At 61.8% G+C, this 24764-nt stretch carries 22 protein-coding genes and 1 tRNA gene; 9 read left to right on the plus strand and 14 right to left on the minus strand.

Annotation, left to right across the window (positions count from 1 at the left end; genetic code table 11):
• Positions 1–80 precede the first annotated feature (80 nt).
• On the minus strand, positions 81–2846 hold the full coding sequence (locus tag ABIB00_RS12405; RefSeq protein WP_354104513.1) for a di-heme-cytochrome C peroxidase: 2766 nt from the start codon (positions 2844–2846) through the stop codon (positions 81–83).
• Positions 2847–3020: 174 nt separating this feature from the next.
• Complete coding sequence (locus ABIB00_RS12410) at positions 3021–4817, minus strand: adenylate/guanylate cyclase domain-containing protein (RefSeq protein ID WP_354104514.1); 1797 nt, start codon at positions 4815–4817, stop codon at positions 3021–3023.
• A 244-nt stretch (positions 4818–5061) separates the two neighbouring features.
• Here ABIB00_RS12410 and ABIB00_RS12415 point away from each other — a divergent pair, with 244 nt between their 5' ends.
• Positions 5062–5694, plus strand: coding sequence for a LysE family translocator (locus ABIB00_RS12415; RefSeq protein WP_247445083.1), 633 nt, complete (start codon positions 5062–5064; stop codon positions 5692–5694).
• A 5-nt stretch (positions 5695–5699) separates the two neighbouring features.
• Here the strand turns inward: ABIB00_RS12415 and ABIB00_RS12420 are convergent, their stop codons facing one another.
• Complete coding sequence (locus ABIB00_RS12420; RefSeq protein ID WP_247445082.1) at positions 5700–6452, minus strand: sulfite exporter TauE/SafE family protein; 753 nt, start codon at positions 6450–6452, stop codon at positions 5700–5702.
• A gap of 93 nt (positions 6453–6545) precedes the next feature.
• Between ABIB00_RS12420 and ABIB00_RS12425 the strand changes: the two genes are divergently transcribed.
• Positions 6546–7439, plus strand: a complete 894-nt coding sequence (locus ABIB00_RS12425) for a LysR substrate-binding domain-containing protein (RefSeq protein WP_354104515.1) — start codon at positions 6546–6548, stop codon at positions 7437–7439.
• Positions 7440–7447: 8 nt separating this feature from the next.
• Here the strand turns inward: ABIB00_RS12425 and ABIB00_RS12430 are convergent, their stop codons facing one another.
• The 3 genes from ABIB00_RS12430 to ABIB00_RS12440 all read right to left on the minus strand — a co-directional run bounded on the left by ABIB00_RS12430 (position 7448) and on the right by ABIB00_RS12440 (position 10643).
• Positions 7448–8413, minus strand: a complete 966-nt coding sequence (locus tag ABIB00_RS12430; RefSeq protein WP_354104516.1) for a Bug family tripartite tricarboxylate transporter substrate binding protein — start codon at positions 8411–8413, stop codon at positions 7448–7450.
• An 18-nt stretch (positions 8414–8431) separates the two neighbouring features.
• A complete protein-coding gene (hisN, locus tag ABIB00_RS12435) occupies positions 8432–9214 on the minus strand; it encodes a histidinol-phosphatase (protein WP_247339684.1) in 783 nt (260 codons plus the stop codon).
• A gap of 538 nt (positions 9215–9752) precedes the next feature.
• A complete protein-coding gene (locus tag ABIB00_RS12440) occupies positions 9753–10643 on the minus strand; it encodes an N-formylglutamate amidohydrolase (RefSeq protein WP_354104517.1) in 891 nt (296 codons plus the stop codon).
• A 367-nt stretch (positions 10644–11010) separates the two neighbouring features.
• Here ABIB00_RS12440 and cpdR point away from each other — a divergent pair, with 367 nt between their 5' ends.
• The 3 genes from cpdR to ABIB00_RS12455 all read left to right on the plus strand — a co-directional run bounded on the left by cpdR (position 11011) and on the right by ABIB00_RS12455 (position 12656).
• Entirely contained in the window at positions 11011–11370 is a 360-nt protein-coding gene (cpdR, locus tag ABIB00_RS12445) for a cell cycle two-component system response regulator CpdR (protein ID WP_007597092.1), read from the plus strand.
• Positions 11371–11444: 74 nt separating this feature from the next.
• Positions 11445–11519 (plus strand) — tRNA-Val (locus tag ABIB00_RS12450).
• A 111-nt stretch (positions 11520–11630) separates the two neighbouring features.
• Positions 11631–12656 carry a tyrosine-type recombinase/integrase gene (locus ABIB00_RS12455; RefSeq protein WP_354104518.1) on the plus strand — a complete coding sequence of 342 codons (1026 nt, stop codon included), beginning with the start codon at positions 11631–11633 and terminating at the stop codon, positions 12654–12656.
• Positions 12657–13037: 381 nt separating this feature from the next.
• On the opposite strand, the gene ABIB00_RS12460 is transcribed toward ABIB00_RS12455, so the two are convergent.
• From ABIB00_RS12460 to ABIB00_RS12475, 4 genes are all read right to left on the minus strand, one after another.
• Positions 13038–14540, minus strand: a complete 1503-nt coding sequence (locus ABIB00_RS12460; RefSeq protein WP_354104519.1) for a hypothetical protein — start codon at positions 14538–14540, stop codon at positions 13038–13040.
• Between the two features lie 62 nt (positions 14541–14602).
• A complete protein-coding gene (locus ABIB00_RS12465; RefSeq protein ID WP_354104520.1) occupies positions 14603–15460 on the minus strand; it encodes a hypothetical protein in 858 nt (285 codons plus the stop codon).
• Between the two features lie 446 nt (positions 15461–15906).
• Positions 15907–16251 carry a response regulator gene (locus tag ABIB00_RS12470; RefSeq protein ID WP_354104521.1) on the minus strand — a complete coding sequence of 115 codons (345 nt, stop codon included), beginning with the start codon at positions 16249–16251 and terminating at the stop codon, positions 15907–15909.
• A gap of 886 nt (positions 16252–17137) precedes the next feature.
• Positions 17138–17761, minus strand: coding sequence for a tyrosine-type recombinase/integrase (locus tag ABIB00_RS12475; RefSeq protein WP_354104522.1), 624 nt, complete (start codon positions 17759–17761; stop codon positions 17138–17140).
• Positions 17762–17958: 197 nt separating this feature from the next.
• On the opposite strand from ABIB00_RS12475, the gene ABIB00_RS12480 reads away from it, so the two are divergent.
• The 4 genes from ABIB00_RS12480 (at position 17959) to ABIB00_RS12495 (ending at position 20825) form a co-directional block, all read left to right on the plus strand.
• Positions 17959–18729, plus strand: a complete 771-nt coding sequence (locus ABIB00_RS12480; RefSeq protein WP_354104523.1) for an abortive infection family protein — start codon at positions 17959–17961, stop codon at positions 18727–18729.
• A 144-nt stretch (positions 18730–18873) separates the two neighbouring features.
• Positions 18874–19677: a hypothetical protein gene (locus ABIB00_RS12485; RefSeq protein ID WP_354104524.1), complete on the plus strand. Its 804-nt coding sequence runs from the start codon at positions 18874–18876 to the stop codon at positions 19675–19677.
• Positions 19678–20094: 417 nt separating this feature from the next.
• Entirely contained in the window at positions 20095–20568 is a 474-nt protein-coding gene (locus ABIB00_RS12490) for an L-2-amino-thiazoline-4-carboxylic acid hydrolase (RefSeq protein ID WP_354104525.1), read from the plus strand.
• Between the two features lie 14 nt (positions 20569–20582).
• A complete protein-coding gene (locus ABIB00_RS12495) occupies positions 20583–20825 on the plus strand; it encodes a hypothetical protein (RefSeq protein ID WP_247339815.1) in 243 nt (80 codons plus the stop codon).
• Between the two features lie 35 nt (positions 20826–20860).
• Here ABIB00_RS12495 and ABIB00_RS12500 read toward each other — a convergent pair whose 3' ends face one another.
• The 4 genes from ABIB00_RS12500 to ABIB00_RS12515 are packed head-to-tail and all read right to left on the minus strand — an operon-like array spanning position 20861 to position 24747.
• A complete protein-coding gene (locus tag ABIB00_RS12500; protein WP_354104526.1) occupies positions 20861–21673 on the minus strand; it encodes a shikimate dehydrogenase family protein in 813 nt (270 codons plus the stop codon).
• A gap of 4 nt (positions 21674–21677) precedes the next feature.
• On the minus strand, positions 21678–22505 hold the full coding sequence (locus tag ABIB00_RS12505; RefSeq protein WP_247339693.1) for a carbohydrate ABC transporter permease: 828 nt from the start codon (positions 22503–22505) through the stop codon (positions 21678–21680).
• The gene (locus ABIB00_RS12510) at positions 22502–23398 is read right to left on the minus strand and encodes a carbohydrate ABC transporter permease (RefSeq protein WP_354104527.1); all 897 of its coding nucleotides are present in this window, start codon (positions 23396–23398) and stop codon (positions 22502–22504) included. Before ABIB00_RS12510 ends, ABIB00_RS12505 begins: the two co-directional genes overlap by 4 nt.
• Entirely contained in the window at positions 23395–24747 is a 1353-nt protein-coding gene (locus ABIB00_RS12515) for an ABC transporter substrate-binding protein (protein ID WP_247445076.1), read from the minus strand. Before ABIB00_RS12515 ends, ABIB00_RS12510 begins: the two co-directional genes overlap by 4 nt.
• Positions 24748–24764 lie beyond the last annotated feature (17 nt).

Genomic DNA, 24764 nt, shown 5'->3' on the forward strand with positions numbered 1-24764 from the left:
TCGCCCTCGGCCATCCTTCGAGACGCCCGCTTTGTGCGGGCTCCTCAGGATGAGGGCGGCGTGCTCGGGACAGAGCTCGGCTACAGCGTCTTCAGATACTCGATCAGATCGTAGCGCTCGTTGTCGTCCTTGAACACTCGGCCGATAACGCCGGGACGTTTCTCCTCACCCGGTTTGCGCTCGAAGGAATGGCCGAGCACGCTGTTGCCCTGGATCGGATCCTTGTCCGACCCCGCCGAGAACTCGGTTTCACCCGTCTTGCACTTCTCGTCGGCGGTGACCGCAAAGCCGACGGTCACGGGATCATAGTCGCGGCGGCCCATGCAGAATTTTTGCGGACGCTCGCTTGCAGGCTTCAGCAACCAGTAGAGAGACGGCACCGAACCGTTGTGCAGATAGGGCGCGGTGGCCCAGATGCCGTTGAGCGGCCGCGCGCGATAGCGTGCTCCCCCCACCGGATTGAGGCAGTTCTTGCGCGCGAGGTTCCACAATTTCGCCCGCTCGGCGTCTGGAGTCTTCTCATCGTCCATCCATTTGCGGGCGACCAGGTCCACCACCGTCATGAGCCCGAGCGCATACACCATCTCGGTCGGCGAGCTCGCGGTCGAGACGTCGCATTGCCACCATTTCTGGAGGTCGGCCGTATTCACCTTCAGGAAGCCCGGCACATCGACAATCCTGTTGCTGAGCACGAGCGACTGTTCGGGGTCGGTCTTGATCTCGTCGAGGGGGATCGTCACCGCGTTCAGGACCTTGCCGTCGCCGCTCGGCTCCCAATGTCCGGAGGACCAGAAAGCCGGAGTGTCGATGGCGGGCAAATGGCATCCGGAACACATCTCGGCGTAGATCTTGCGACCATTGTCGGCCTTCTTCTGATCAAGCCTCCAATTGTCGCCGAGGATCTGCGACGGCCATTTCGGCGCCAGCAGGCCTCCGAACTTCGGACCGGTGGAGGGATCAGCCGTCTTGAACGGATCGGGCCCCCTGAGCATGTCCTCGATCCAGCCGAGCGTGTTGATATGAACGGAGGACCGCCAAATCCTGTCCTCCGGATAGGCGTCGGACAGGTTGAGCAGCGCCGTCACGCCGAGTGCCTCGCCGGCGTTGCGGATCAGCGGCTGCTCGATCGAGGCGTCGTACTGGGCGAACTTGAACCACGGCACTGTCCAGATCGGAGGGTAGCTGACCGGCGCGTCCTGGGCGTGCAGGTTCTTCTCGAATCCCTTGATCCCGCTCAGCGCCAGGTCCTGCGAAAAGACCTGATTGCCGATGCGATTGAGAGCGTCGAGGCGGCCGAATCCCTCCTCGGTGTCACTCTGCTGCCTGCCGTTCCAGGTCTTCTTGCCTTCAATCGTCTTTTGCTGGATTTTCGCCCAGTCGATCAGGAAATTGCCGATCGCGCTGAGCTTCTGCTTGAGCGCGTCGCGGTCCGTCTTGCTGGCGTCGGGGCCGAGCACGCGATCGGCGAAGCGCTGGAAGCGGAACGGCACGTAAAGCGTGTAGGCGATCGACAGGCCGGTGGAGAGCTCGAGCTTCTTCAGGTCGGTCATGGCCGGGCCGCCGTCGAACCGGATGTCGATGCCCTGATAATGGATCTGGCCGGTATGGCAGGCCGCGCAGGTCAGCCCGATCTTGTCCTCTTCGCGTCGGCCGGTCGCGGGATCGCTGACCCCGGTCATCCGCGCGAAGCCGACCGGCAGGCCGTCGACGTTCTCCGCCGGTGTCCACCTGGTCGACCAGTCCGGCGCTTGCGTCGTCTCGTAGACATTGGCGTAGCCGAAGCGGCGCAGTGACGCCGCGTCGGTCTGGATCGACTGCGGGCTCGGGATGAAGCCGAAGCGCTCGAGATAGGCGCTGTCCGTCATCATGCCTGGCCGCGAGAACAGGTGCAGGCGCGGCTGCTCCAGCGCCATGAACCATTCATAGGGTACCGGAAAGGTCGCCGTGCCCTGGCTGGCGTGGTGAAACCAGTGCCTGTCCTTCAGCGACCAGTTTTGCTCGAGCCAATAGGCCGCCTTCGTCTCGGGCACAGCGGGCAGGGGCGGCGGCAGCAGATTCACGAGAATCCCCTTTTGCGGCAGCATGGCGCGGACCTGGTCGGGGAATTCGGCGACGGCAACGAGCAAGACGAGACCGAGGGCGACGAGCAGGGCCGCAAACTTGAGGGCGCGCCGCACCACGCGCTGGCAGGTCGACAGCGCCGGCTGCGATACGAGCCGCTGGTTGATGCGAGCAGGAAATTGGCGCTCGTTGAACAGCGTGCGCACGTCGGCCACGCTGAGATAGCGGTCCTCCCCCTCGCCCTTGCCTACGATCTTCAGGAGGATCGGCCATTCGAACTTCATCAGCAGGGGGTAGTACCAGCGCGCGGCGCTGCCGGCGCGCTTGAGGTTGTCGCGCATGAAGACGTCGATTTCCGAGGCGTTGAGACCCGGCTCGGAGCCGCCGCCGTTCGGATTCTGGTAATTCCGGCCGAAGCTGGCAAACCGCGCGAGCTCGTCCTCGTCGACCTTGCCGTCGACGCCGAGGACGCGCGAGCCGGCACCGCGCTTGTCGAGGGGGCCACCACGCAGCGCATCGAGCTGAGCGCCCGAAAATGCGCTCTTCAGGATGTGACCGAGACCATTTGCGATGAGCGCGACCCCGCGGACCTGGATGCGGGCGAAGGCCTTCTTCAGCCCGGTCTCGCCGGTTGCATTTGCAATCGTCTGCGACAGCGTCCCGAGCGGGACAGTCCCGCCGTCAACAAAGCCTTCGCCGACGAGGCCGCGCAGGAATGGACAGGGATTGTTCGGCGAGACCTGGATGGAGGGGTCGAAGGGGGGCTTCGAAGCGGAATCATGCATGGCCCAGAATCCTGAAAACAGCGAATCGTAAAATACAGGCGCGGCGATAGAGCGGGGAAAGTCCTAACAAACCGACAGTACGTTATACTACTTCAGCGTGTAACGGAGTGTGGTTGAATTCACTGTCGTGTCAATCAAGGTGGACGGAAATTGCCGCGTGGCCGCGGCTGGCCCTCAGGATTCGGCGACGCGTTTCAGGTCGCTCTGGACCAGGGTCAGCTTGCCGAGCGGCACGCCCGCATTCAAGAGTCCGTCGCGGTAATGGGCGAGGTCCTCGGGGCGCTTCCAGTGGAAATTGCGCAAATGACGGTCAACATTCAGAGTCGGATAGTTACCCATGAGCACGCGGGTCGCCTCGCTCGCCTCGCCGGCCCGCCCCAATTGCGCCAGCGCCGCGGCGCGGATCGCCAGCGCCTGCATGTGGTTCGGGTTGATGTAGAGTTGCTCGCGGGCCCATGACAGGGTCGCGTCATATTGGCCCAGCAGATAGTGGCTGAAGGCATTCAGCGCGGCCCATTGGTAGCGCGGATCGCTGTTGTCGCGCTGCGCGGCCATCGAGAACAGTTCGATTGCCTCGCGGTGCTCGCCGATGACGAAATGGCAGATGCCGAGCACGCCGCGCGCGCCGTTGTCGTAGGGGTTGAGCGCGACCGCACGCTTGGCGGCGTCCATCGCGGCCTCGTAATGCCCCTCCAGCGCGTGGGTCCAGGACAGGATCGAGAATGCAAATGACGAGCGTGGATCGAGCCGGACGCTGGTTTCGGCAAGCTTCATCGCCTCGGCCCACATCTCCCGCGTGCCCTTGACCCAGCCGAACTGGATGCTCTGGATCTGGATCGTGGCGAGATAGGCGTGCGCGATCGACAGCTTCGGATCAACCGCGATCGCCTCCCTGAACAGGGCGACGGCGAGGTTCAAATCCTCCTTGGTCTGCCGGTAGTAGTGCGACAGCCCCTTGAGGAAGCGGTCCCAGGCCGTCACGTCGGTCGAGAGCCGTGCCGGCGCCGAGGCTTCCGCCCGGACGATCTCGGTGGCGATGGCGGCGGACAGGTTCGTCGTAATCTCGTCCTGCATCGCGAAGAGATCGCCGATGTCGCGGTCGTAGCGGCCGGTCCAGAGCTGCTCGCCGGTCTCCGGCGCGATCAACTCTGCGGTAACGCGGATCTTGGCTCCGGCGCGCCGCACCGAACCCTGGATCAAATAGGTCGCGTCGATCTCCCGCGCGATCAGGCGAGTGCTGACATTGTTGCCCTTGAAGGCGAAGGTCGAGTTACGGCTCAGCACGCGATAGAAGGATTGCAGCGACAGCGCGTGGATCAAGTCCTCGGTCAGGCCGTCGGAGAAATATTCGTCCTGGGCGTCGCTGAGATTGGCGAAGGGCAGCACGCCGACGATGGCGGTCCGGTACTGCTGCGAGAGGGCGGATGTCTCCTTCAGCGCGGGCGCAAGCGCCGATGCGCCCTCGTGCGTCCAGGTCCAGACGCCGACCGGATCCTTGATGTTCTTGAAGCGGTGGTTGCCGGCATCGGCCATCGGCACGGCGAGATGCTTGCCTGCCTCCTTGTAGGCTTTGGCCGATATCGCGAAGCCGCCGGGGCTGGCCACGGATTCGAGGCGGACGGCAATGTTGACATCGTCACCGAAGACCTCGTCCTCGTCGGCGATGACGTCGCCCATATGGATGCCGAGCCGGAACTGCATCGCACGATCGGCTGGCAGATGATGGTTACGCTCCGCCATCAGCGTCTGCATCGCGATTGCGGCTTCGGTGGCGCCGACGATGCTCGGGAACTCCAGCAGGAAGCCGTCGCCGGTGTTCTTCACGACGCGGCCGCCGTGATTGAGGATGACGGGGTGGATCGCGCTGCGATGGGCCTTGAAGGCGGCATGGGTGCCGGCCTCGTCGCTGCCCATCATGCGCGAATAGCCGGCGACATCGGCGCAGATGATGGCGGCCAGACGTCTTTCCATATTCCGGAGCTCCAAGAGACTTGCAAGAGACTTGGAAGAGATCGAGGACCGGCCACGCCGTGGCAGTCGCCTCGAATCCCGCATTCAAGAACCTGCCTTTATAGAGCAGATGAGGCCGAGCGAAAGTATGATCCGCATTGCAAATTCGAGCTAAATGCTCCGCAATCCCGGCGATGGACGGGGACGAGCGAACCGACTAAGCCGGCCCCTGAGGCGACGGCTCGGCGGCGGAGGCACCTCACAGATGCTGGGCATTCACGAAATCTGGCTTTTCGTCCTGTCGGGCGTGCTGCTCAACATCACGCCGGGGCCTGATACGGTCTATGTGATCGGCCGCAGCATGCAGATGGGGTGGCGAGGCGGCGGCGCCGCCGCGCTCGGCATCAGTTGCGGCTGTTTTTTCCATGTCGCGGGCGCGGCGATCGGCCTTTCGGCCCTGCTGATGGCCTCGTCGACCGCGTTCTCGATCCTGAAGCTGGTCGGTGCGGCCTATCTCGTCGTGACCGGACTCCAGATGCTGTGGTCGCGCCCGGTACTGGCATCGGCCATCGACGAGCCGGTGCGGAGCTCGCTGCGGCGGGTTTTCCTCCAGGGCGTCTTCACCAACGCGCTCAATCCCAAGGTCGCGCTGTTCTTCCTGGCCTTCCTGCCGCAATTCGTCGCAGCCGACGCGCCGCACAAGCCGCTCGCCTTCCTGACGCTCGGCCTGATCTTCATCTGCACGGGAACGCTGTGGTGCCTGGTGCTGGCGGCGTTCGCGGCCAAGGCCGCCCACCGCTTGCGGACCTCCGAGGGCGCGATCGCCTGGGTCAACCGCGCGCTCGGCGGCCTCTTCATCTATCTCGGCATCCGCGTCGCCATGCTGGAGACGCGGTAACTTTTCTACCCGAACTCTTTCAGCAGCGCGCTGCCGGCGAGATAGAGGCCGAGCAGGATCATCGCGATCAGGAACCAGCGGCGAAACGCTTCGGCCGGCATCCGCGCCCGCACCGACTGGCCGATGTACATGCCGGCAAAGGCCATGGCCATGCCCACCGCGCCCGGCACGGCATTGGCCGGCGTCAGCAATCCTCCGGCCGTGAGGTTGAAGGCGAGCGCCAGAGTGGCTGTCGTGAAGAACACGCCGAGCGCCTGCACCAGCTCGTCCTTCTCCATGCCAATCGCCTGCATGAACGGCATCGAGGGGATCACCTGCACGCCCGTCGAGGCCGAGATCACGCCGGTGATCACCCCGACTACGCCGCCGACCCATTTCTCGTTCTTCGGCGCGACCCGGAACTGGAATTTGTTCAGCCCGATGATCGCGTAGATGACCAGGAGGACGCCGAGCACGATCGTGCCGTAGCGCGCATGGGGACCGGTCAGCGCGCCGGCATTGAGCCAGCAGCCGATCACGGTGCCGATCATCAGCGGCCACAGCCGCCTCAGGATGTCACGCAGATGGGGGCCGACGAAGGTCTGCCAGATGTTGGTGACGATCGCGGGCACGATCACGATGGCGATCGCGCGGCTCGGCGCCATGCTCACGGCGAGCAGGCCCATGGATACGGTCGGCAGTCCGAGCCCGACCACGCCCTTGACGAATCCGGCGATCAGGAAGACGGCGGCGATGAGAATGAGGAGCGGGTCGATCATATCTGCACATTGACCGAAGCCGCGCCCGGGCACAATCTGGAGGTTACGGAGAGTGCCTTCGTTCGTGACGAAGGCTGAGGGGAGAAACCTGCCATGCGCTTCGACCTCGTCGACCTCCAGCTGTTCATCGCGGTCGCCGACGAGCGCAGCATCACCCGTGGCGCCGAGCGGTCGCATTTGGCGCTGGCCTCGGCCAGCGCGCGCATCAAGAGGCTCGAGGACGCGCTCGGCGTCGCGCTGCTCAAGCGCGGGCGCCGCGGTGTCGAGTTGACCGCGGCGGGCGAGAGCCTGCTCGATCATGCGAGGCTCGTCATGCACCAGATCGACGCCATGCGCGGCGATCTCGCCGGCTTTGCCAGCGGCGCGCGGGCGAGCGTGCATTTCCTCGCCAACACCTCGGGTCTGTCGGAGCATCTGCCCAAGGCTCTCGCCGGCTTCCTGCGCGAGCATCGCGACGTCGCCATCGACATCGAGGAGCGCGAGAGCACCGACATTGCGGCGGCGATCACCGCCGGTGCTGCCGATCTCGGCTTCGCCGCCGAGCATGCGCTGCCCGACCATATCGAGCGCTTCGTCTTCAGCGAGGACCGCCTGATGCTGGTGACTTCCAAGCGCGGCCCGTTCGCTGGCCGCCGCCAGATCGATTTTCATGAGGCAGGGGATTGCGAGTTCGTCGGGCTAACCGGCGCCACTGCGCTTCAAGTGCATATTTCGAAGCACGCTGCGCGGCTCGGCATGCGTCCGCATTTCCGCGCGCGGCTGCGCGATTTCGACGCAATCTGCCAGATGGTCGCCGCCGATGTCGGCGTCGCGCTGATGCCCGAAGCCGCCGCCCGCCGCTGCGCAAAACTGATGCCGCTCGCCATGGTCCGCCTGCGCGACGCCTTCGCCAACCGAAGGCTCGTGATCTGCGCGCGCAGCTTCAAGACATTGTCACGGCCGGCGAAGATGCTGGTGGAGCATTTGAGGGCGACGGCGGCGGTATGAACTCTGCGCTACTTTGCCGTCTCCACCCCGGCGTCCTTGATCACCTTCGCCCATTTCTTCGTCTCGTCCGCGATGAACTGCCGAAAATGCTCCGGCTCGTCGCCGACCAGCGTTGCGCCTTGGGCGGCGAGCTTCTCCTTCACCGCGGGATCCGCCATCGCCTTCGTGGTGAGACCATGCAGTGCGGCGACGATCTCCTTCGGCGTGCCCTTCGGCGCGACCATGCCGTACCAGTTCTCGATACGCAGGTCCGCAAAGCCCGCTTCCGCGGTGGTCGGGACGTCAGGCGCGGTGGCGGAGCGCTCGGCCGAGCCGACCGCGATCGGCCGCAGGGCGCCGGCCTTGACCTGCGGCAGCAGCACGGGGAGATCCAGGAACGTCATCTGCACCTGTTGGCCCAGCAGATCGTTCACGGCCGGCGCCGCGCCGCGATAAGGCACGTGCACGATGTCGATCCTGGCCGTCAGCTTGAACAATTCACCGGCCAGATGCGGCAGGCTGCCGGGGCCGGAGGAGGCGAAGTTGAGTTTTCCGGGCTGCGCCTTGGCGAGCGCGATCAGCTCGCCGATGTTTTTGGCCTCTACATTGGTGGCGACCACGAGCATTTCCGGAACGGTTGCGACCAACGTCACCGGCGTGAGGTCGTTGAGAGTATCGTATGCGACGCGCTCCATGCTCGGGCTAATCGCCAGCGCGCCGGCGCTGGAGATCGCGATGGTGTAACCGTCAGGCGCAGCCTTGGAGACGGCATCGGTGCCGAGCACGCCGCCCTGGCCGCCGCGATTGTCGATCAGCACCGGCTGGCCCGACAGCTCCGACATGCGCTGACCGATCACCCGCGCGATGATGTCGTTGGGGCCGCCGGCCGGGAACGGCACGATCAGCTTGATCGGCTTGGCGGGGTAATTCTGCGCGGAGACGAGCGTCGGAAACAGAAGCAGGGTTGCGAGAAGGAGCGTACGCCGGTTCGTCATGCAGGCTCCTTGTGCGGCCTATCCGTTGAGCAGTTTCAGTGCTTCTTCGTGAACCCGGGCATCACCGGCTGCGATGATGCGGCCGCCGCCCTGGGCGGGCTTGCCTTCCCAGGTGGTGACGACGCCGCCGGCGCCGGTCACGATCGGGATCAGGGCCGCGATATCGTAAGGCTTCAACTCGGTTTCGACCACGAGATCGACGTGACCTGCGGCCAGCATGCAATAGGAGTAGCAGTCACCGCCATAGCGCGAGAGACGTGCGCCCTTCTCGATGCGGCCGAAGATGGCGCGGTCGCGCTCGTTCATCAGCAGCGGGCTGGTCGTGTAGGTCGTCGCTTCCGACAGCGAAGCACATCGCCGGACCTGGAGCCGGCGCTCGCCGGAGGGGCCCTTATAATGAGCCGAGCCGCTGTCGCCGGAAAAGCGTTCGCCGATGAAGGGCTGGTGCATCATGCCGTATACCGGCGTGCCCTTGTGCAGCAACGCGATCAGCGTGCCCCAGATCGGAAAGCCGCCAATGAAGGATTTGGTGCCGTCGATAGGGTCGAGCACCCAGACATAGTCGGAGTCCTCGCGCTCGTTGCCGAACTCCTCGCCGACGATGCCGTGCTGGGGGAAGCTGGCCTTGATCAGCCGCCGCATCACCGCCTCCGCGGCGCGGTCGGCCTCCGTCACGGGGTCGAAATCCTTGGTCTTGCTCTTGTCGTCGATCGATAGGGAAGTGCGGAAGAACGGCAGGATGGTTTCGCCGGAGACGGTGGCGAGCCGTTCGATGAAGGCGGAGAAGTCGATCACCGTCACGGCGCATCCTCAAAACGAAAGTCGGGTGAAGCTCACTCCTGCCTAGCTCAAATCGGAAGGATCGTGCAGCGCTGTCTTGCTTTCGCACCCTGGTATTTTGGATGCCGGAAGCGTTCGCCTCGGCAAAGACCACTCACTGGGCAAATATCGATCATTGAGTTGAAACCTTAGTTCCGGATCTGCCTCGTTCGTATGCAAATGACTATCAACCCATTGAATTTCCTTATCAAAGGAACTGAATCTGGGTTTCTCTAGAAGCAACTGAGCTATGTGCTCATTGCATGGGAAACCGCTCGAAAGCCCTTGCACTTTGTGCGTCGCGGCCGCATATTGTTGCGGTGCGGTAGCGCTTCTCGCGTTACTGCTGCCCTCCTTGGGCGTTTCCTCCCTAGACTTGGGCCGCTTCTTCATCAGAAGCGGCCCTTTTTTCTTTCAGCCTCTAATTTCTTTCAGCCCTTGGCTTTCATTTCAATGCGCGCCGCGAAACGCGTTCGCGCTTGATCGCACCCAACACAATCGTTCGAAGAAAACGTCGCGCCTATTCGGCCGCGGCCTGGAACGGGCCGAGATCGCCGAACGGGATCGTGGTCGCCAGCACGTCGGCGAGCACGCCGAAGTCCGACGCCACTTGCGCAAAACGCGGACTGCGCTCGCGCCGCCGCTCGTCCATGTAGATCGCGCGGTTGAGTTCGAGCTGCACGGCGTGGAGGCCGCTGGCCGGGTTGCCGTAATGCTCGGTGATGAAGCCGCCCGCATAGGGCTTGTTGCGGCCGATCGAATAGCCGAGCCCGGTCATGGTCTCCTCGACCCTGTCGGGCAGGAGCGGCGTGCAGCTCGTGGCGTAGCGGTCGCCGATCACGATGTCGGGCCGCCGTGGCTCGTCGCGGGAGACGCCGACCGAGGGCATCGAGTGGCAGTCGACCAGCACCACGGTGCCGAACATCTGGTGCACCTTGTTGATCAGCCGGCGCAGCGCGCGATGGTAGGGCTTGTAGAGCGTCTCGATCCGCGCCAGCGCATCTTCGACCAGGATGCGGTCGCGATAGATCTCCTGGCCGTCGCCGACCACGCGCGGAATGGTGCCGAGCCCTCCGGCAACCCGCATCGAGCGGGTATTGGCGAAGCTCGGCAGGCGCCCGGTGAACATCCGGGGATCGAGCTCATAGGGCTCGCGATTGACGTCGACATAGGAGCGCGGAAAGTTGACCCGCACGGTCGGAAAGCCGCGCTCGCTCAGATGCGCGATCAGCTCGTCCATGAAAGAGTCTTCGGACCGCCGCAGCTGCGGCAGGTCGATCCGCGATGCCGCGAGGAATTCGTCCGGATAGGTCGAGCCGGAATGGGGCGAGTTGAAGATGACAGGCGCGCGCCATTGCGCGGGCTCAATGATCTCGAACGCTGGCGACTTGTCGCCGTCAAACCGGGTCATGTTCTCAGGCTTCGTCCCTTGGTGTCAGGCTTCGCCCCTTGGCGCCGCACAATCCGGCAAGCCCGGCACGGGCCTTAACGCATTGATTCGGCCGATCGAGCGGCTGTTATGTGTCGTCATTGTCCGGAATCGCAACCATCCTGCCAAGCGAAAAGATGTGATCTGCGCTGGAACATGTCTTAACCCTGCGGGCATCGAGATGGGGATCGACCAACGCGACTTGATTGCTTCGAGCCGCATTCGGGTTCACAAGGGAGCCGCGCCGGTCGGGCCAAGGTAAAGATTTTCACCCGAAATTTACCCTCTGTCGGGCTTAGTGACCTCTGCTGATGCCTTGTAATTGTCTTGGGGATTCGACGTTCCAGCCATGCCAAAAATCCTGCTCGCCGAAGACGACAACGACATGCGCCGTTTCCTGGTCAAGGCGCTGGAAAACGCCGGTTTTCAGGTCTCGTCCCACGACAACGGCATGGCCGCCTATCAGCGGCTCCGGGAAGAGCCGTTCGAGATGCTGCTCACCGACATCGTGATGCCGGAAATGGACGGCATCGAGCTCGCCCGCCGGGCTTCGGAACTCGACCCCGACATCAAGATCATGTTCATCACTGGCTTCGCAGCGGTCGCCCTGAACTCGGATTCGGACGCCCCCAAGAACGCGAAGGTGCTGTCCAAGCCCGTGCATTTGCGCGAATTGGTCAGCGAAGTGAACAAGATGCTGGCGGCCTAAATCGGCCCCCTTCCGTCCTTGCACCGGCTCTCCTGAGCCGTTATAGGGTCCCGACCCGATCTAGACGACATCTAGGGCGCGTAGCTCAGCGGGAGAGCACTACCTTGACATGGTAGGGGTCACAGGTTCGATCCCTGTCGCGCCCACCATCTGCGTAAGAACTTGATCTTACGTAGATTTCCGTCTTTTCGTTCGGGTCTCTGAAATCCTCGACATCTCTGCTGGTCCCAAATTGGTCCCACTTGGCAGGAGATGTTTGGATGGCAACCATCCGCAAGCGCAGAGGCAAATGGCAGGTGCGTGTTCGCCGCGACGGCGTGGCCCTGGCCAAAACCTTCACCATTAAGCAAGATGCCCAAACGTGGGCGCGGCAGACAGAGGCGAAAGCAGAGCGGCGCGAGCTGCCTGCCAGCATCAAGAAGCTTGCACAAATTACCTTGGCCGATTTGATCAAGCGATATCGGGACGAGGTCACGGTCCGCAAGAAGGGCGCGGAAATGGAGACCACCATCCTCAATGCTTTTCTGCGTCACCCAATTTGCAAGAAGCGGCTTTGCGACCTGACGACGGCAGACTTTGCGCGGTATCGCGATGAGCGGTTGAAGGTGGTCAAGAACAACACACTTCGGCGACAGCTCAACCCTGTACAGAATATGTTCAATATCGCTCGCAAGGAATGGGAGGTTCCGATGCCGAGCAATCCGGTCGCCGCGCTGAACCTCAAGAACGAGGATGACGACCGCGAGCGGCGGATCGATGACGATGAGTGGGACCGTCTGATTGAAGCTGTGGGGGCTTCTCGTAACCCGCTGATTGAGCCGATGATGAGGCTCGGCAAAGAAACCGGCATGCGTCGTGGTGAGATGCTGCGTATCGTCGTCAAGCATATCAGCATCAATCGGCGGGAGCTGTACGTTCCACCGGGTAAGAACAACAAAGCTCGTACCATCGTCCTCACGCAAGATGCGCTCGTTATTCTCGCCAAGCTGATCGACGTGGCAGGTCAGGACGGACGGGTGTTGCCCCTATCGAAGGAAGCCGCAAAGTGTGCATGGCGTCGGATCAGGACGCGAGCGGGTCTCGACGGTCAGAACCTGCGCTTTCATGACCTCAGACATGAGGCTATCAGCCGGTTCTTTGAAATGGGTCTCACCTTACCAGAAGTCGCCAGCCAGAGCGGGCACAAGGATGCCAGAATGCTGTTGCGGTACGGGCATGCGAGACGAGCGAGGATACTGGCGAAACTCGACACAACGGGCCGGTTGAGGGAGGACGCTGCTGGGTGACAGGATGACCGGGCGCCGACCTCTGCTGAGTCTGCTGATGCGTTTTTCTGTTGCCGCGCCACCTGCCGCCCTCGCTGATGCGAATGAGGCCATGACCTCCGCTGGTCATCTAAGAGGCTGTCGGAAGTCGGTGCTTCATGACCGCTGACCTGAGAAGTTCGAGGGAAGCATCGGCCAGCGGGCCGCACTCCGCGTAGGCTGCGGATACCAACGATCCTCACCATGGAACCGTCACATCCATTGAAGTTCAGGATGGTGACAAGCAAAAACGTCCTAGTAATGGAGGAGGGGAGCAGGAGTGTGAGGATGAGCCTACTCAGGTCTACCCCCTTACATCATGGATCATGATGATTATGGAACCTGTAAGCATGGTGAGCCAGCTTACTCGTCTGCCATCTCCCTCAGGAGAGGCATCAGTCTCTCACCGATGATCCTTTCACCCATGTTCCCGTGATTGCCGTTGATCATCCACTTGAGCAAACGATCCGTGTATCCCCTACTCCTCGTCATTGCCTCCTGAGGAAGCTTGTCCGTGTCCCATGATGTGAGGTCACCAGCCACCCCGGTTCGCTCAGACCTGATCCCTGTCATACCTGTGACCATCGAGAACGCCTCGTTCAGTACTTGCTCCAGCAGGTCATGGTATTGCCAGTGAACGATGTAGCTGTCGTGGATGGTGAGGACTGGTAGAGCGCGTTCGGTGAACCGTTTGATCACATGCTCGGTGATCTTGCTGTCCTCGTTCATCATCCGAATGCCCGCATCCGATGCAAGGTCATCAGCAATGAGAGGGTGCTTCCGCCTGATACCATCCAACAGCACCGAGAGTTGCTTGTCCTTGAAGCTGCCGCCCTGCTGATCGCCCTTCTTCCTCCGCTGGCTCCGAAATGCGTTAAATGTCCCTCTACGGGTCTTGGCGTTGATGGCGATCAACGTCAGGGCTTTGGCATATTTCCTTGTCTCCTGTGGTGTTGCTAGGAACGAGGGTGTGTCGAGTTGATAGGCATCGCCCTCGTGGTCGGTGTAGTAGTTGATCCCTTGCCGAGCATACAGCAGGGCGACGTGCAGGGATGAGTAATCCTGCTCGATGGTAGGGGCGTCATTGATGAAGATTTCCCGTCGCCATTCCTTCGGGCAGTTGTGCCACCATGCACCGTAGAACCGGCCACCATCGGAGAAGCTGGAGCGGTTGAACACGCGATGAACCCGCTGCTCCGATGGGCCGATCATTACCCGTGATCCACCGGATCGCTCGATCCACGGATCGTTAAGCTGCCTGATGTCAATGAAGTGCCGAGCGAGCAGATCGTTGTAATCGCGGACCACCTGTCGCATCTGCCGGGTTTCCGGTGTGTCCTCGTACTCGATCCGATCACCCTCATCTTCCTTGAGGATGATGACTTCCTCCTCCCGCGATACGCCGATCTGATAGGCATTGAGATTACAGCCCTTGAACAGGGCAATCAGTTCCGACGTGGGCCAGATGCGGGTGAGCCGCCCCGTGCCGCCTGCCTCGCTTCTGACGTGGAAGCCACGCTTGACGTGGACAAGACCTGCATCATGGAGCAGCCACACCACGTCCAGAGTCTTCTTCGAGATGCCCAATGCGTTGTAGCGGCTCTTGGGCTTGTAGGCGCTGGCTCCCATCGCCACCGCGATCTTCAAATCCGGGTGCATCAGCCATGCGACGTACAGATCGAGCAGGACCACCTTGAAATGCTTCCGCTCGATGTTGGTGTTCATGCGATCTTGGCACCGGGCGTATACATCATCGACGAAAGCATTGGCCTCGGGAAAGTCGGACGACCGATGCACATCGAGCGGGCGGGAGAAATCCAGCGCCTCTGCCTCCCGGCGAGTCTCCTGCGCGTCGTCGTGATCCATGGTGGTTGTTTCTTGATCAGTCTTCATGCGTGAATTGGGAGTCACTGATGCGCTGGACGGGCTTAGCGCTGGTTCGGTGCGGGTGTGGCGTCGTCGCGCTGTATGGGCTTCTCTGGCCCGTGTAGAGCATGTGCAGCTATGGCAACCTTCTCCTTCTTGCCGGACCAGGTCGCGCCCTTCCTGCCACCCGACAGGAGCATCTTCTCCATCGCTTTCCATAGCCGTCTGCCGACGTATCGCAGGTCAGCACGGCGTATGCGGCAGTATTCCTTGGTCGGCACTTCCTCCTCAACGATCCGCGTTAGTTCCTCCGGGCCATTCGGGCCATAGCGGATCACGCCGGTCTTCTCGCGGCGACTGCGGTATCGATTGACGGTTCGGCTGTAGACTTCCCTGCGCATGAACCTCTGGCCGAGTAGGGCGATCATGTAGTCGTTGCGGACAGGCTGAGGGATTGTTGGCGTGATCAGTGCGTCAACGGCGAGCGCGAAGGCCAGCAGGTTGATCACGCCTCGCCGGGTCAGCACTCCCCGATCCCGTGTCCGCAGGGCTAGCAGCGCGTCATACCGTTGCTTTGGGTATGGTCGTCGCTTCAAAGCCAACGGAGCAGGCAGCATCGCCAGCGGACGGGAGAGCGTTCTACCGATCTGTGAGGCCCAATCATCAAAGACGCCGCTGGCGATCTTGTCGGCGTAGTGATCGCGGACCACAGCCTCAGCAGAGGCAAGCTGTTCCTTGCTCGGCTTACCAAAGACCGGCTTCATGTCCTCAAGGAACTGGCGTTCGCAGAGGCCGCACAAGTTCGACCACCGGGTGGCCTTGTTCTGGCATCCGAGCGCCTGACACGGGAGGCCCGCAGCAACAACGATGGCGTTCCGTTCTGCTGCGGGAAGTCGGGTGTCGGTGGTGATCTGACGCATCGGGTACGTATTAGGCTGTGTGTGTTCCAATCTCGGAACCTGACAGCGAAACACGTTCAGGCCGGGATGCCGGGGCTGGGATGTGCGCAGGTCATGCGGCTGCATTAAGGCAGCTAAGTCATTGATATCCTATCCATATGTGGATAGGCCTCGTCAGTGGAAGCATCGGAACCGTTGTTGGAACATATCGGAGCGAGGGGCGTTCAGTTCTCGCTTCTGTCCAACCCCCGTAGGCGGAAGCATCATCAGCGCGGCTCCAGCTTTTGCCCAAGGCTGGAGCCGTGTGCTTGTTGCGGTCGTCGATCTTGGGACGAAGTGGTCGGGTACGATGTGCTTTGGGCAGGGCGTATGGCGGACGGCGTCCCCGAAGGCTTCAAGGATCATCCAGTCCTTCAGAAGCCATTCCCTCTCGATGAGCTTCAACGCTGCTTAGCGACTCTGTTGCGCTAACAAATGCCCATCGTTTGTTCCATGACGCGAGCGAGATCTTCCTCAGAGAACGGCTTTCTGAGCAGCGGGAAGCCGTCGCGCCTTCGCTCCCGACCTGATAGCTGCAATACTTTCAGCGTTGGACGAACCCGCGTGGCACGTTCGGCCAGTTCATGCCCATCCATGCCCGGCATGTTGATGTCCGTGATGAGGATCGAAATTTCTTCGTTCGTTGCCAGCATATCGAGAGCTTCGGGGCCGCTATGCGCACAAGCGACTTTGCAGCCAAGGTCTTCGAGCATGAACGCAATCACGTCGAGTACGCCGGGATCATCATCTACTACCAAAACTGTATGACTCATGGCGAGACCGCCTCGCTGAGTTAACCTATGTGAATGGCGAAGGTTCCGGCTGTTGAGTCACGCCGCGCGGACAGGCCAACCCCGCAGCACTATCGGAGCCGTGGAAAGATTAACCTGGATCAGGGAGTTTTCACGGCGCTGTAGCAAGTCCGCAGTTGGGTGGGAACGGCTCAGAATACGCCTCGTTGCCGGACATGGACGACGTGTTGTCTTCCTCCCACCTTGACTAACTCGGTCAGCACTGCTGGCCGGGTTCTTCTTGGGCCGAAGGGACTCCGCTCCTGCGAGGCTGCGTAGAGTGCCGAATTTCGTTCCCGTATCTGGGGCCGACTATTTAGTGTAAGGTCTGCTCATCGCCGCCCGTTTTCCTTGGCCTTCATCGGTGACTGAGAGTTCTGCACGCTCCCGCCCTCAATACTCGCGGTGAGCTTATGTGTCAGAAGTGTAGCGAGATCGACCAGCGCATTGTGCGCTACCAGCACTTAGCATCCCGTATCAACGACCGAATTGCGATCGATGCCATAGCTGAATTGGTAGAAGCTGCACTTGCTAAGAAGGCGGCTTTCCATTGCGGGCCAGAGCAGAAGTAACAAGAAAGGGTCGCATTTGCGCGACCCCTGCCGGAAAAATTTGATCGGGAATGAAATGGCAGCCCCGGCAAGAGCATCCTGACTTCTTCAAGAGGTTTGAGAAATCCGTAGTAGCGCGGTGTTGCCATACCGGAACCGGCGGTGCCTGAGTTCCGAAATGAGTGCCGACATCACGGGTGGCACAGAAGCCGCCAGCACCGGCAAGGACTACCGGGCGTTCATCGCCTTGTAGATTGCCCCGATTGAGGCCCCAAGCTGCTTCGCAATCGGTGTCGCACTAAGCCGCTGCGCCCGCCTCAGCTTCTCCAGAAGTCCTTGAACCGGGTGGGCGATAGCTCCGTGTACCTCACAGTGTGCTGTATGTTCTTGTGGCCCAGATAAGCTTGCAGCGCCCGCGTATCATGCCCCTTGTTGGCCAACGCGAACCCACAAGCGTGACGCAGCATGTGCGGGTGAACTTTGAAGGGCATTCCTGCCTCAACGCCCGCCCGCTCCATCATGCGAGCGAAGCCCGCCGTGGTGAACGGCCCCGCCCGCTCGCTGGTGAATACGAACGGGGACTTCGGCTCCTGCTCCCGCTGCAAGCGCCGTAAGGCTCGCAACTCATCACCCATGATGGGGTGGGTGCTGGGTGTGCCTTGCTTGACCCTGCGGACGTGCAGGGTGGCGCTGGCGAAGTCAATCTGATCCCAGCGCAGGTCCACCAGTTCAGACACTCGCAGCCCGTGCCGCCACGCCACAAGGATCATGGTGCTGTCCCGGTGGCCCCAGCGGTTGGCCTTCGCTGCCTGAACGAGCTTGTCCACTTCGGTCTCGGTCAGGTGTTCGCGGCTGCGCAGGTCGGCATTGAGGCGGCGTTTCGGAGTGACTGTTCGTTTTTCGGTGGTCGGCGTGACGAGCTTGAGATGAGATTTGGCCATGGTTTCCTGCGCCCGAAGGAGATAACTGTTCGTATAATGGTCAAAATACGGACAGTTGCGCTCAAGTCAACTGCTCCAGCGTGGAGAGGGACTGCTGCGCCGACACAGCAGCCTGTGAATAGCGCGGATAGGCCTGCAAGAAGCCGCGAGAACGTCCAGTCGAAGTATACTTGCACCTGTGAAAGGGGGGGTGAGTCGTGGAGGAACTTCCAACCGAGCCTGCTGACCGTGCTTTGGCATTGCAGGAAATGCTGGTAGCGATGGCAACCAGCGGAACCGGCGTAGATAACGAATATCGGCTTCTTCGTCGGGAGCTTGTGGAGCGGCCAGAGACGGCAAGGCTGCTGCCCCAGTTTGTTCGCGTCTGCCGGACACTGAGTGCTTTCTGGCAATGGGTTAAGGCGCAAGCTCCGACATACGCGGAGCGCCGCATCATGATCAGAGAGGCATTCGTTCCGCTTCTCGACTTTCTCGAACGCACAAACGCAGCACCGGCAGACGTTAGCATTTCCGAGACGTTGGAGAGCTTCGACGAGCCGGGTGTTCACAAGGCTTGGACCAAGGCGCTGGATCGCCGCTTTGATGATCCAGAGGGAGCGGTTACCCTCGCAAGGACGCTGCTGGAAACCGTCTGCAAGTCGATACAGGACGCACAGGGCGCACCATCGTACAGCGACGATGATGACCTGCCGAAGCTTTATCGACGGACTGCCGAACTCCTCAACCTTGCGCCGAGCCAACACACGGAGGAAGCCTTCAAGTCCATCCTTGGAAGCTGCCAGAACATCGTGAACAACATTGGCACCATCCGAAACAAGATAGGTGATGCTCACGGTCAGGGCCGACGTGCAGTCAGGCCCTCTGCAAGGCATGCTGCGCTCGTTGTTAATTTGGCAGGCGCGATGGCGATGTTCTTGATCGAAACGCAGACTGCACGGCAGGGTGACGCGAGCGCAGCCAGTGCGTGAGAGCAGTGGTGGGGTACGGGGGGAAGAGCCTAACCCGATCGACCGCACCCCTCTCAGATTTTTGTCAATGATCTGCGGAAGGCATGCCAATGGACAGCCGCAGTTAGCAGCCGTGTGAGCCGCTACAGGGGATTTGATTGCATCATGGGTGAAAGCCGAGCCAAGAAAAAGGCGCATAGTCAGGTTTTGGAAGCGTGCCCCTACTGCATCTATTGCGGCGGTGCTGTTTCAGCAGCCTCCATCGATCACGTTCCCCCACTGGCTATGTTCCGTGGTCGTCGTCGTCCCAAGGGATTGGAATTTGCAAGCTGCAAAGATTGCAACGAAGGAACTGGCCGCGTTGATCTGGTGGCAGCACTGCTAAGTCGTGTGGCGCCTGATGCGAAGGACGAGGAAGAGAAGGCCGAGTTGAAGAAGCTGCTGACCGGCGTGAGCAACAACGTGCCGGGGCTGCTGGAGGAAATGCATCTCGGTGCAGATGATCTATCAGCAGCCAGGAAAAGGTTGCCCCAATATGCAGCGGCAAGCTTCTTGAAGACCGATGGGCCGCTTGTGTCTGCTCATATGCAAACATTCGCTACCAAGTTAGGGTTTGCACTTTACTACGAGTTGACAGGCAAGATCGTTCCTGACCGGGGAGGAGTTGCCGCTCGGTGGTTTTCCAACGTGGATCGACTGGAAGGAACGTTTCCGCAAAGCGTCTTTGACATCTTGCTGCCTCCCCTGATCTTGGAACAGGGCAAGTTTGAGGTCTCCGATCAGTTTAGCTATCAATGGCGGCTCGCCGAAAACGAACGGATGGGGTTGTTCTTCGCCAGCTTCCGACATTCTTTTGCGGTCCTCGCTTTTGTAACCACCGACGTGGCGTTGTTCGACATGAAAACTGCTCATCCACTGCCGATCATCACCCCTCGCACCCTCAAGAAGCTACTGGGGGACCGTGTCTGACAACCCGAATGGGTCACGTATTGTTGGTTTGGGGGTTGGTCCCAAATTGGTCCCACTTGACTGCTCGCCGAGAGAGCTTGCTTCCGGCCTTTCATATTACTATGGTCTGCTAACTGGTTAGAGATGTTCGAGTTTTCTGGCACCAAGCTCAGCACAAGAGCGCGGGAGAGCATTGACATGGTAGGGGTCACAGGTTCGATCCCTGTCGCGCCCACCATCCTTCGCTCGCGGTAGCGAGTGAAGGATGCCTTGCCGAAGCCCAGCGGGCATCGGCCAAGTCCAAACAACCGAACGTACGCGGCCCGCGCAGCCCGGACTACGCTTCGCGAGATCCGGAAATCTCGTCATCCGGCACGAAACCCCGATTACGCTTCGTCCGATCCGGGCTACGATGTGGCCTCAGATATGAGGCCGCCCATGAGCGTTTCCGTCATCGAACAGGCGAAGATTCAGGCGCAAGTCCTGGTGCCGCTGGTGAAGGCGCTCCAGGCCGAACTCGGCGAGGCGCGCGCCAACGCGCTGGTGCGCACCACGCTCGGCGATCTCTATCGCGGCTACGGCGAGGAATTCTGGAAAGCCAGGAACGAGACCGATCTCGGCAAGGCCGTATCATCGGCGTTCAGGGCCTATGCCCGTGACGACGCGCTCGCTTATGACGTCATCGAGCAGACTGAGGACGTCTTCGCGTTCGACGTGACGCGGTGCGCCTATGCCGAGTTCTACAAGGCGCTGGGCGAGCCGGAGCTCGGCTTTCTCCTGGTCTGTACCGCCGATTTTGCGACCGCAGAAGGGTTCGGCCCCGACGTCGCGCTGACGCGGACGCAGACCATCATGCAAGGCGCGCCTCATTGCGATTTCCGCTACCGGCGCGATCCGGTCGGACCACGGTGAAGGGAATGCGGACCATGCGAGCGAGCTGTCTTGCCGTGGCGGTACTGTCGCTGATTGCGTCGCGGGCCGACGCAGCAATCATCGACTGGCAGGCCGAGCTCCAGCGCTGCCGCGCGCTGCGTGAAAACGTGGCGCCACTGCTGCAGGCCGGCGAAGGAATATCCGCGGTCGGCCGCTCCAATAGATCGGTCCGTCGCTGCATCTGGATCCAGCGCATGGCGGTGCGCAAGAAAATCCCCGGCGCGGAGGTTTGGTAGAGGCATCTGCAGGTGCACTACCCGCTGCTTGCGCCTCAGGATGTCGGAGCTGAAGGAGTAGTTGCTCCCCGCCAGAACGCCGTTTGCAGCGGCAACTGATGCCGGATCATGGCGACACCGTCGATGACCTTGAGGCCACGGGCCGCGCAGGCTTCCATGAATCCAGTGCGGCGGGCGGCGATGATGTCGAACACGGCGCAATCCTTCGGCAGCTTGGCCGGATCCATCGGCAACGCGTCGGTCGCGTACAGGCCGAGCGAGGTGGCATTGACGCACAGGCCTAAATCGTCGAAGCGCTCCTCGACACTGATGTCGAGATCAGGGAATTGCCCGCGCAGCTTTGCCGCCAGCGTCTCGACCGGGCCCGGCACCTCGTTGAGGATGCGCAGGCGCCTCACACCTGCCGCCGCGAGCGCATGGCAGATCGCGCGGCCGGCGCCGCCGGCGCCGATCACGACGGTGCCGCGGTCGGGATCGAAGATGCCGGCCTCGCGCGCGGCGTTCAGAAATCCGCCGCCGTCGAAGGATTCTCCGACGAGCTTTCCATCGGCTTCGATCCGGATGGTGTTGACCACGCCCTCGAATGTCGCGGCAGGCCCGACCTCGTCGCAGAGCTCGAACGCGGCCGGCTTGTGCGGCATGGTCAAAGTGAAGCCGGCGGTGCTCGGCGACTTTGCCAGCGCGCGGATCGTCTCGGCGAGATGCTTCGGCTCGACGTCCATCGGCATCATGTGCCAGTCGAGGCCCTGCTGCTCGAAATAGGGCGTGTAATGGCGCGGCGCGCCAACATGACCGGCGGGATGGGCGAAGATGAAGACGGTGCGCGATGCGCCGGTCGGAAGCTTCATGACCTCATCCCTTGACCGCGCCGGCCGTGAGCCCGCTGACGAGATAGCGGCGCACGGCAAGCGAGAAGATCAGCACCGGCGCCATCACCAGCGAGCCGCCGGCGGCGATCTTGCCCCATTCCCAGCCTTCGTAGTTCATGAAGTTGACGACGGCGACGGGGGCCGTGCGCGCATTGGTCCGGGTCAGGATCAGCGCGAAGAAGAAATCGTTCCAAGCGTAGAGGAAGCACAGGATCGCGGTCGCCGCGATCCCCGGCGTCACCATCGGCAGCACGATCTTGGTGAAAATCGTCCGGGTCCTTGCGCCGTCGACGAGCGCTGCTTCCTCCAGAGAGACCGGGATGGTGTCGAAGAACGGCTGCATCATCCAGATGACCAGCGGCAGGTTGAAGCTGGTATAAACCAGCACCAGGCCGGTGATAGTGTCGAGCAGGCCGATCCAGCGGTAGAACAGGAAGAATGGGATCGTGAACGCAATCGGGGGCGCCATGCGCGTGACCAGGATCGCAAAGGAGAGCGCGTGCTTGCCGCGTCCGGCCCAGCGCGACAACGCGTAGGCGGCGGGCACGCCGAGCAGCAGCGCGAGTGCGGTCGAAAACGAGGCGCTGAGCAGACTGTTGACGAAGGAAGCCGAGAACGCGCTGTGCCAGAGTGCGCTGTAGTGCTCCAGTGTCGGCGTGAAGATCAGCGGTGGCGGGAATTGCAGGATCTGGTCGTTCGATTTGAAGCTCATCTGCAACAACCAGAGGAACGGCGAGAGCAGGATGAGCAGGGTCACCATGATCGCGGCCAGCCGGCCGGGCGTCGCCTTGCGTGAGGTGGGCGCGTTCATGCCATCGCCTCCCGGCGCCGTCCCATCCAGACCAGGCCAAGGCTGACGCCGGCGACCAGCAGCAGCATCACGACCGTGACCGCGCTGGAATAGCCGATCTCGTTAGTGTCGAAGGCGAGCAGATATGCATAGTAATTGGTGACTTCAGTGACTGTGCCGGGGCCGCCGCTGGTCAGCAAAAAGATCAGCGGGAACGCCTTCACGCTGTCGATCAGCCGGAACATGCCTGATACGACCAGGATCGGCATGATGAAGGGCAGCGTGACGTACCAGAAGATCTGCAGCGTGCTGGCGCCGTCGACGAGGGCTGCTTCCGAATATTCATCCGGGATGGTCTGCAGCGCCGCGAGAACCATCAGGAAGGTGAAGGGCAGCCATTCCCAGGTGTCGGCGATGATGATCGCGGTCAGCGCGAAATCGACGCTCGATGTCAGTGCCGGCATGGTGAAATGCAGGGCTTGTGCCGCGTAATAGAGCGGGCTGATGTCGGGCGTGTAGATCAGCTTCCAGATCACCGCGACCACGATCGGCGGCAGCACCATCGGAATCAGGAAGAAGGTGCGGGCGAACTCGACAAGGCGCGACGGCACGTTCAGCAGCAGCGCGAGCAGCATGCCGAACAACACCTGGAACAGCACGCCCCAGCAAGACAGCTTGGCCTGCACCCACAGCGAATTGACGAAACGGGGATCGCCGGGTAGCAGGCCGTAGTTGCGGAGCGGCGCGCTGAAATCGGTGGCCGAGCCCGGCATCGTCAGCTGGAATGGCGTGAGGCTCGTCACGACGAGATAGATCGCCGGCAGCACGGCGATCGCGAACAGCACGATCAGGCTCGGCGTGAGCGCGAAGGCGATGAACCTGCGGCGCTCTCCGTCAATTCCACTCTCGCTCAAAGCTGCGTCCCGGAACGGCGCAGTGCGGCGATAGCCTGGTCCTGCGCCGCGTTCATCGCGTCCTTTGCCGGCAGCTGGCCGGTTGCGACCTGCTCGAACGCCTTGTTGAGGACGTCGCCCACGATCGGGAATTCCTTCACGGTGCGATAGGCCATGTAGTTCTCGCCCTTGGCCGGCAGCTCCAGCACTTCGAGATAGAGCGCGCCGAGGTCCTGCCCGTTCACCGTGTTGAGCTTGCGATAGGCCTCGCTGGTGATGATCGAGCGCCGGCACACCGAGGAATGACCGTGCTCCTTCACCAGCCGCATCGAGATGTCGGGCGAGAGCGCCCATTTGATGAATTCCCACGCGGCCTTCTTGTTCTTGGCGTTCTTGGGAATGCCGAGCCCCTGGCTGTTCGACGCCGGATAATCATGCACGGGACCGGCGGGCGAGCGCACCACGCGCGAAGTCTCCTTCACCTTGCTCTCGTCGGAGAGCAGGATCGGCGTCACCCAGGAGCTGGAATGGATGAAGATGTTGGAACGTCCTGTGAGCAGCGACTGCCGCGCCTGGTCCTCGGTATAGGTGAGCACGCCCTTCGGCGCGTTTTTCAACAGGTTCGCGTAGAACTCGATGCCCTGGATGGTCTCCGGCGTGTTCAGCGCCGGCATGATGTCGCCCGGCGGCTTGCGGAAGATGTCGCCGCCAAAGCCCTGGATGTAGGGCGGCAGGTTCCAGTGATGAAGCTGGAAGGATGTGATGCCGCTGACGCCATCGGTGCCGTTGATCTCGGCGCAGACCTGCTGGAGCTCGGCGAACGTCTTGGGGATCTTCAGTCCTTTCTTTTCCATCAGGTCCATGCGCGACAGCCCCATCAGCATCGCGCCGCCTTCCCAGGAATAGCCATAGGTGCCGCCCTTGGCGTCGCGATAGGGCACCTGCGCGCCTTCGACGAAGTCCTTGGGATTCCACTCGGCGGGCGTCAAATTGGGATCGCCGGTGAATTCATTGAGATCGGCGAGCAGCCCCGCAGCGACCCAGCGCGCAGCGAGGATGAAGGTGACGTTGACGAAGTCGTAGGCCGAGCCGCCCGAGGACAGTTCGAGATTGGCCTGCTGGTTGTAGACCGGGAAGGCCGAGAGCTGCAGGTCGACCTTTATGCCGGTTTGCTCCTCGAACTCGGGAATGTACTTTTGCAGCAGCGTGAAGAAGCGGTGCTGGAACGAGGCGCCGTGCAGCGTCACGCCGGCAAACGGCTTTGTCTGCGCGATCAGCGGCGCGGGGAACGCGGCAAGCGCCGCGGTCGCGGCACTGGCCTTGAGCAGTTTACGGCGGGTGAGCGAACTTGCGCGCGATGCGTTCTTCATCTTGACCTCCCTCGATA

The organism is Bradyrhizobium sp. LB14.3 (assembly GCF_040547985.1).
Taxonomy (GTDB): domain Bacteria; phylum Pseudomonadota; class Alphaproteobacteria; order Rhizobiales; family Xanthobacteraceae; genus Bradyrhizobium.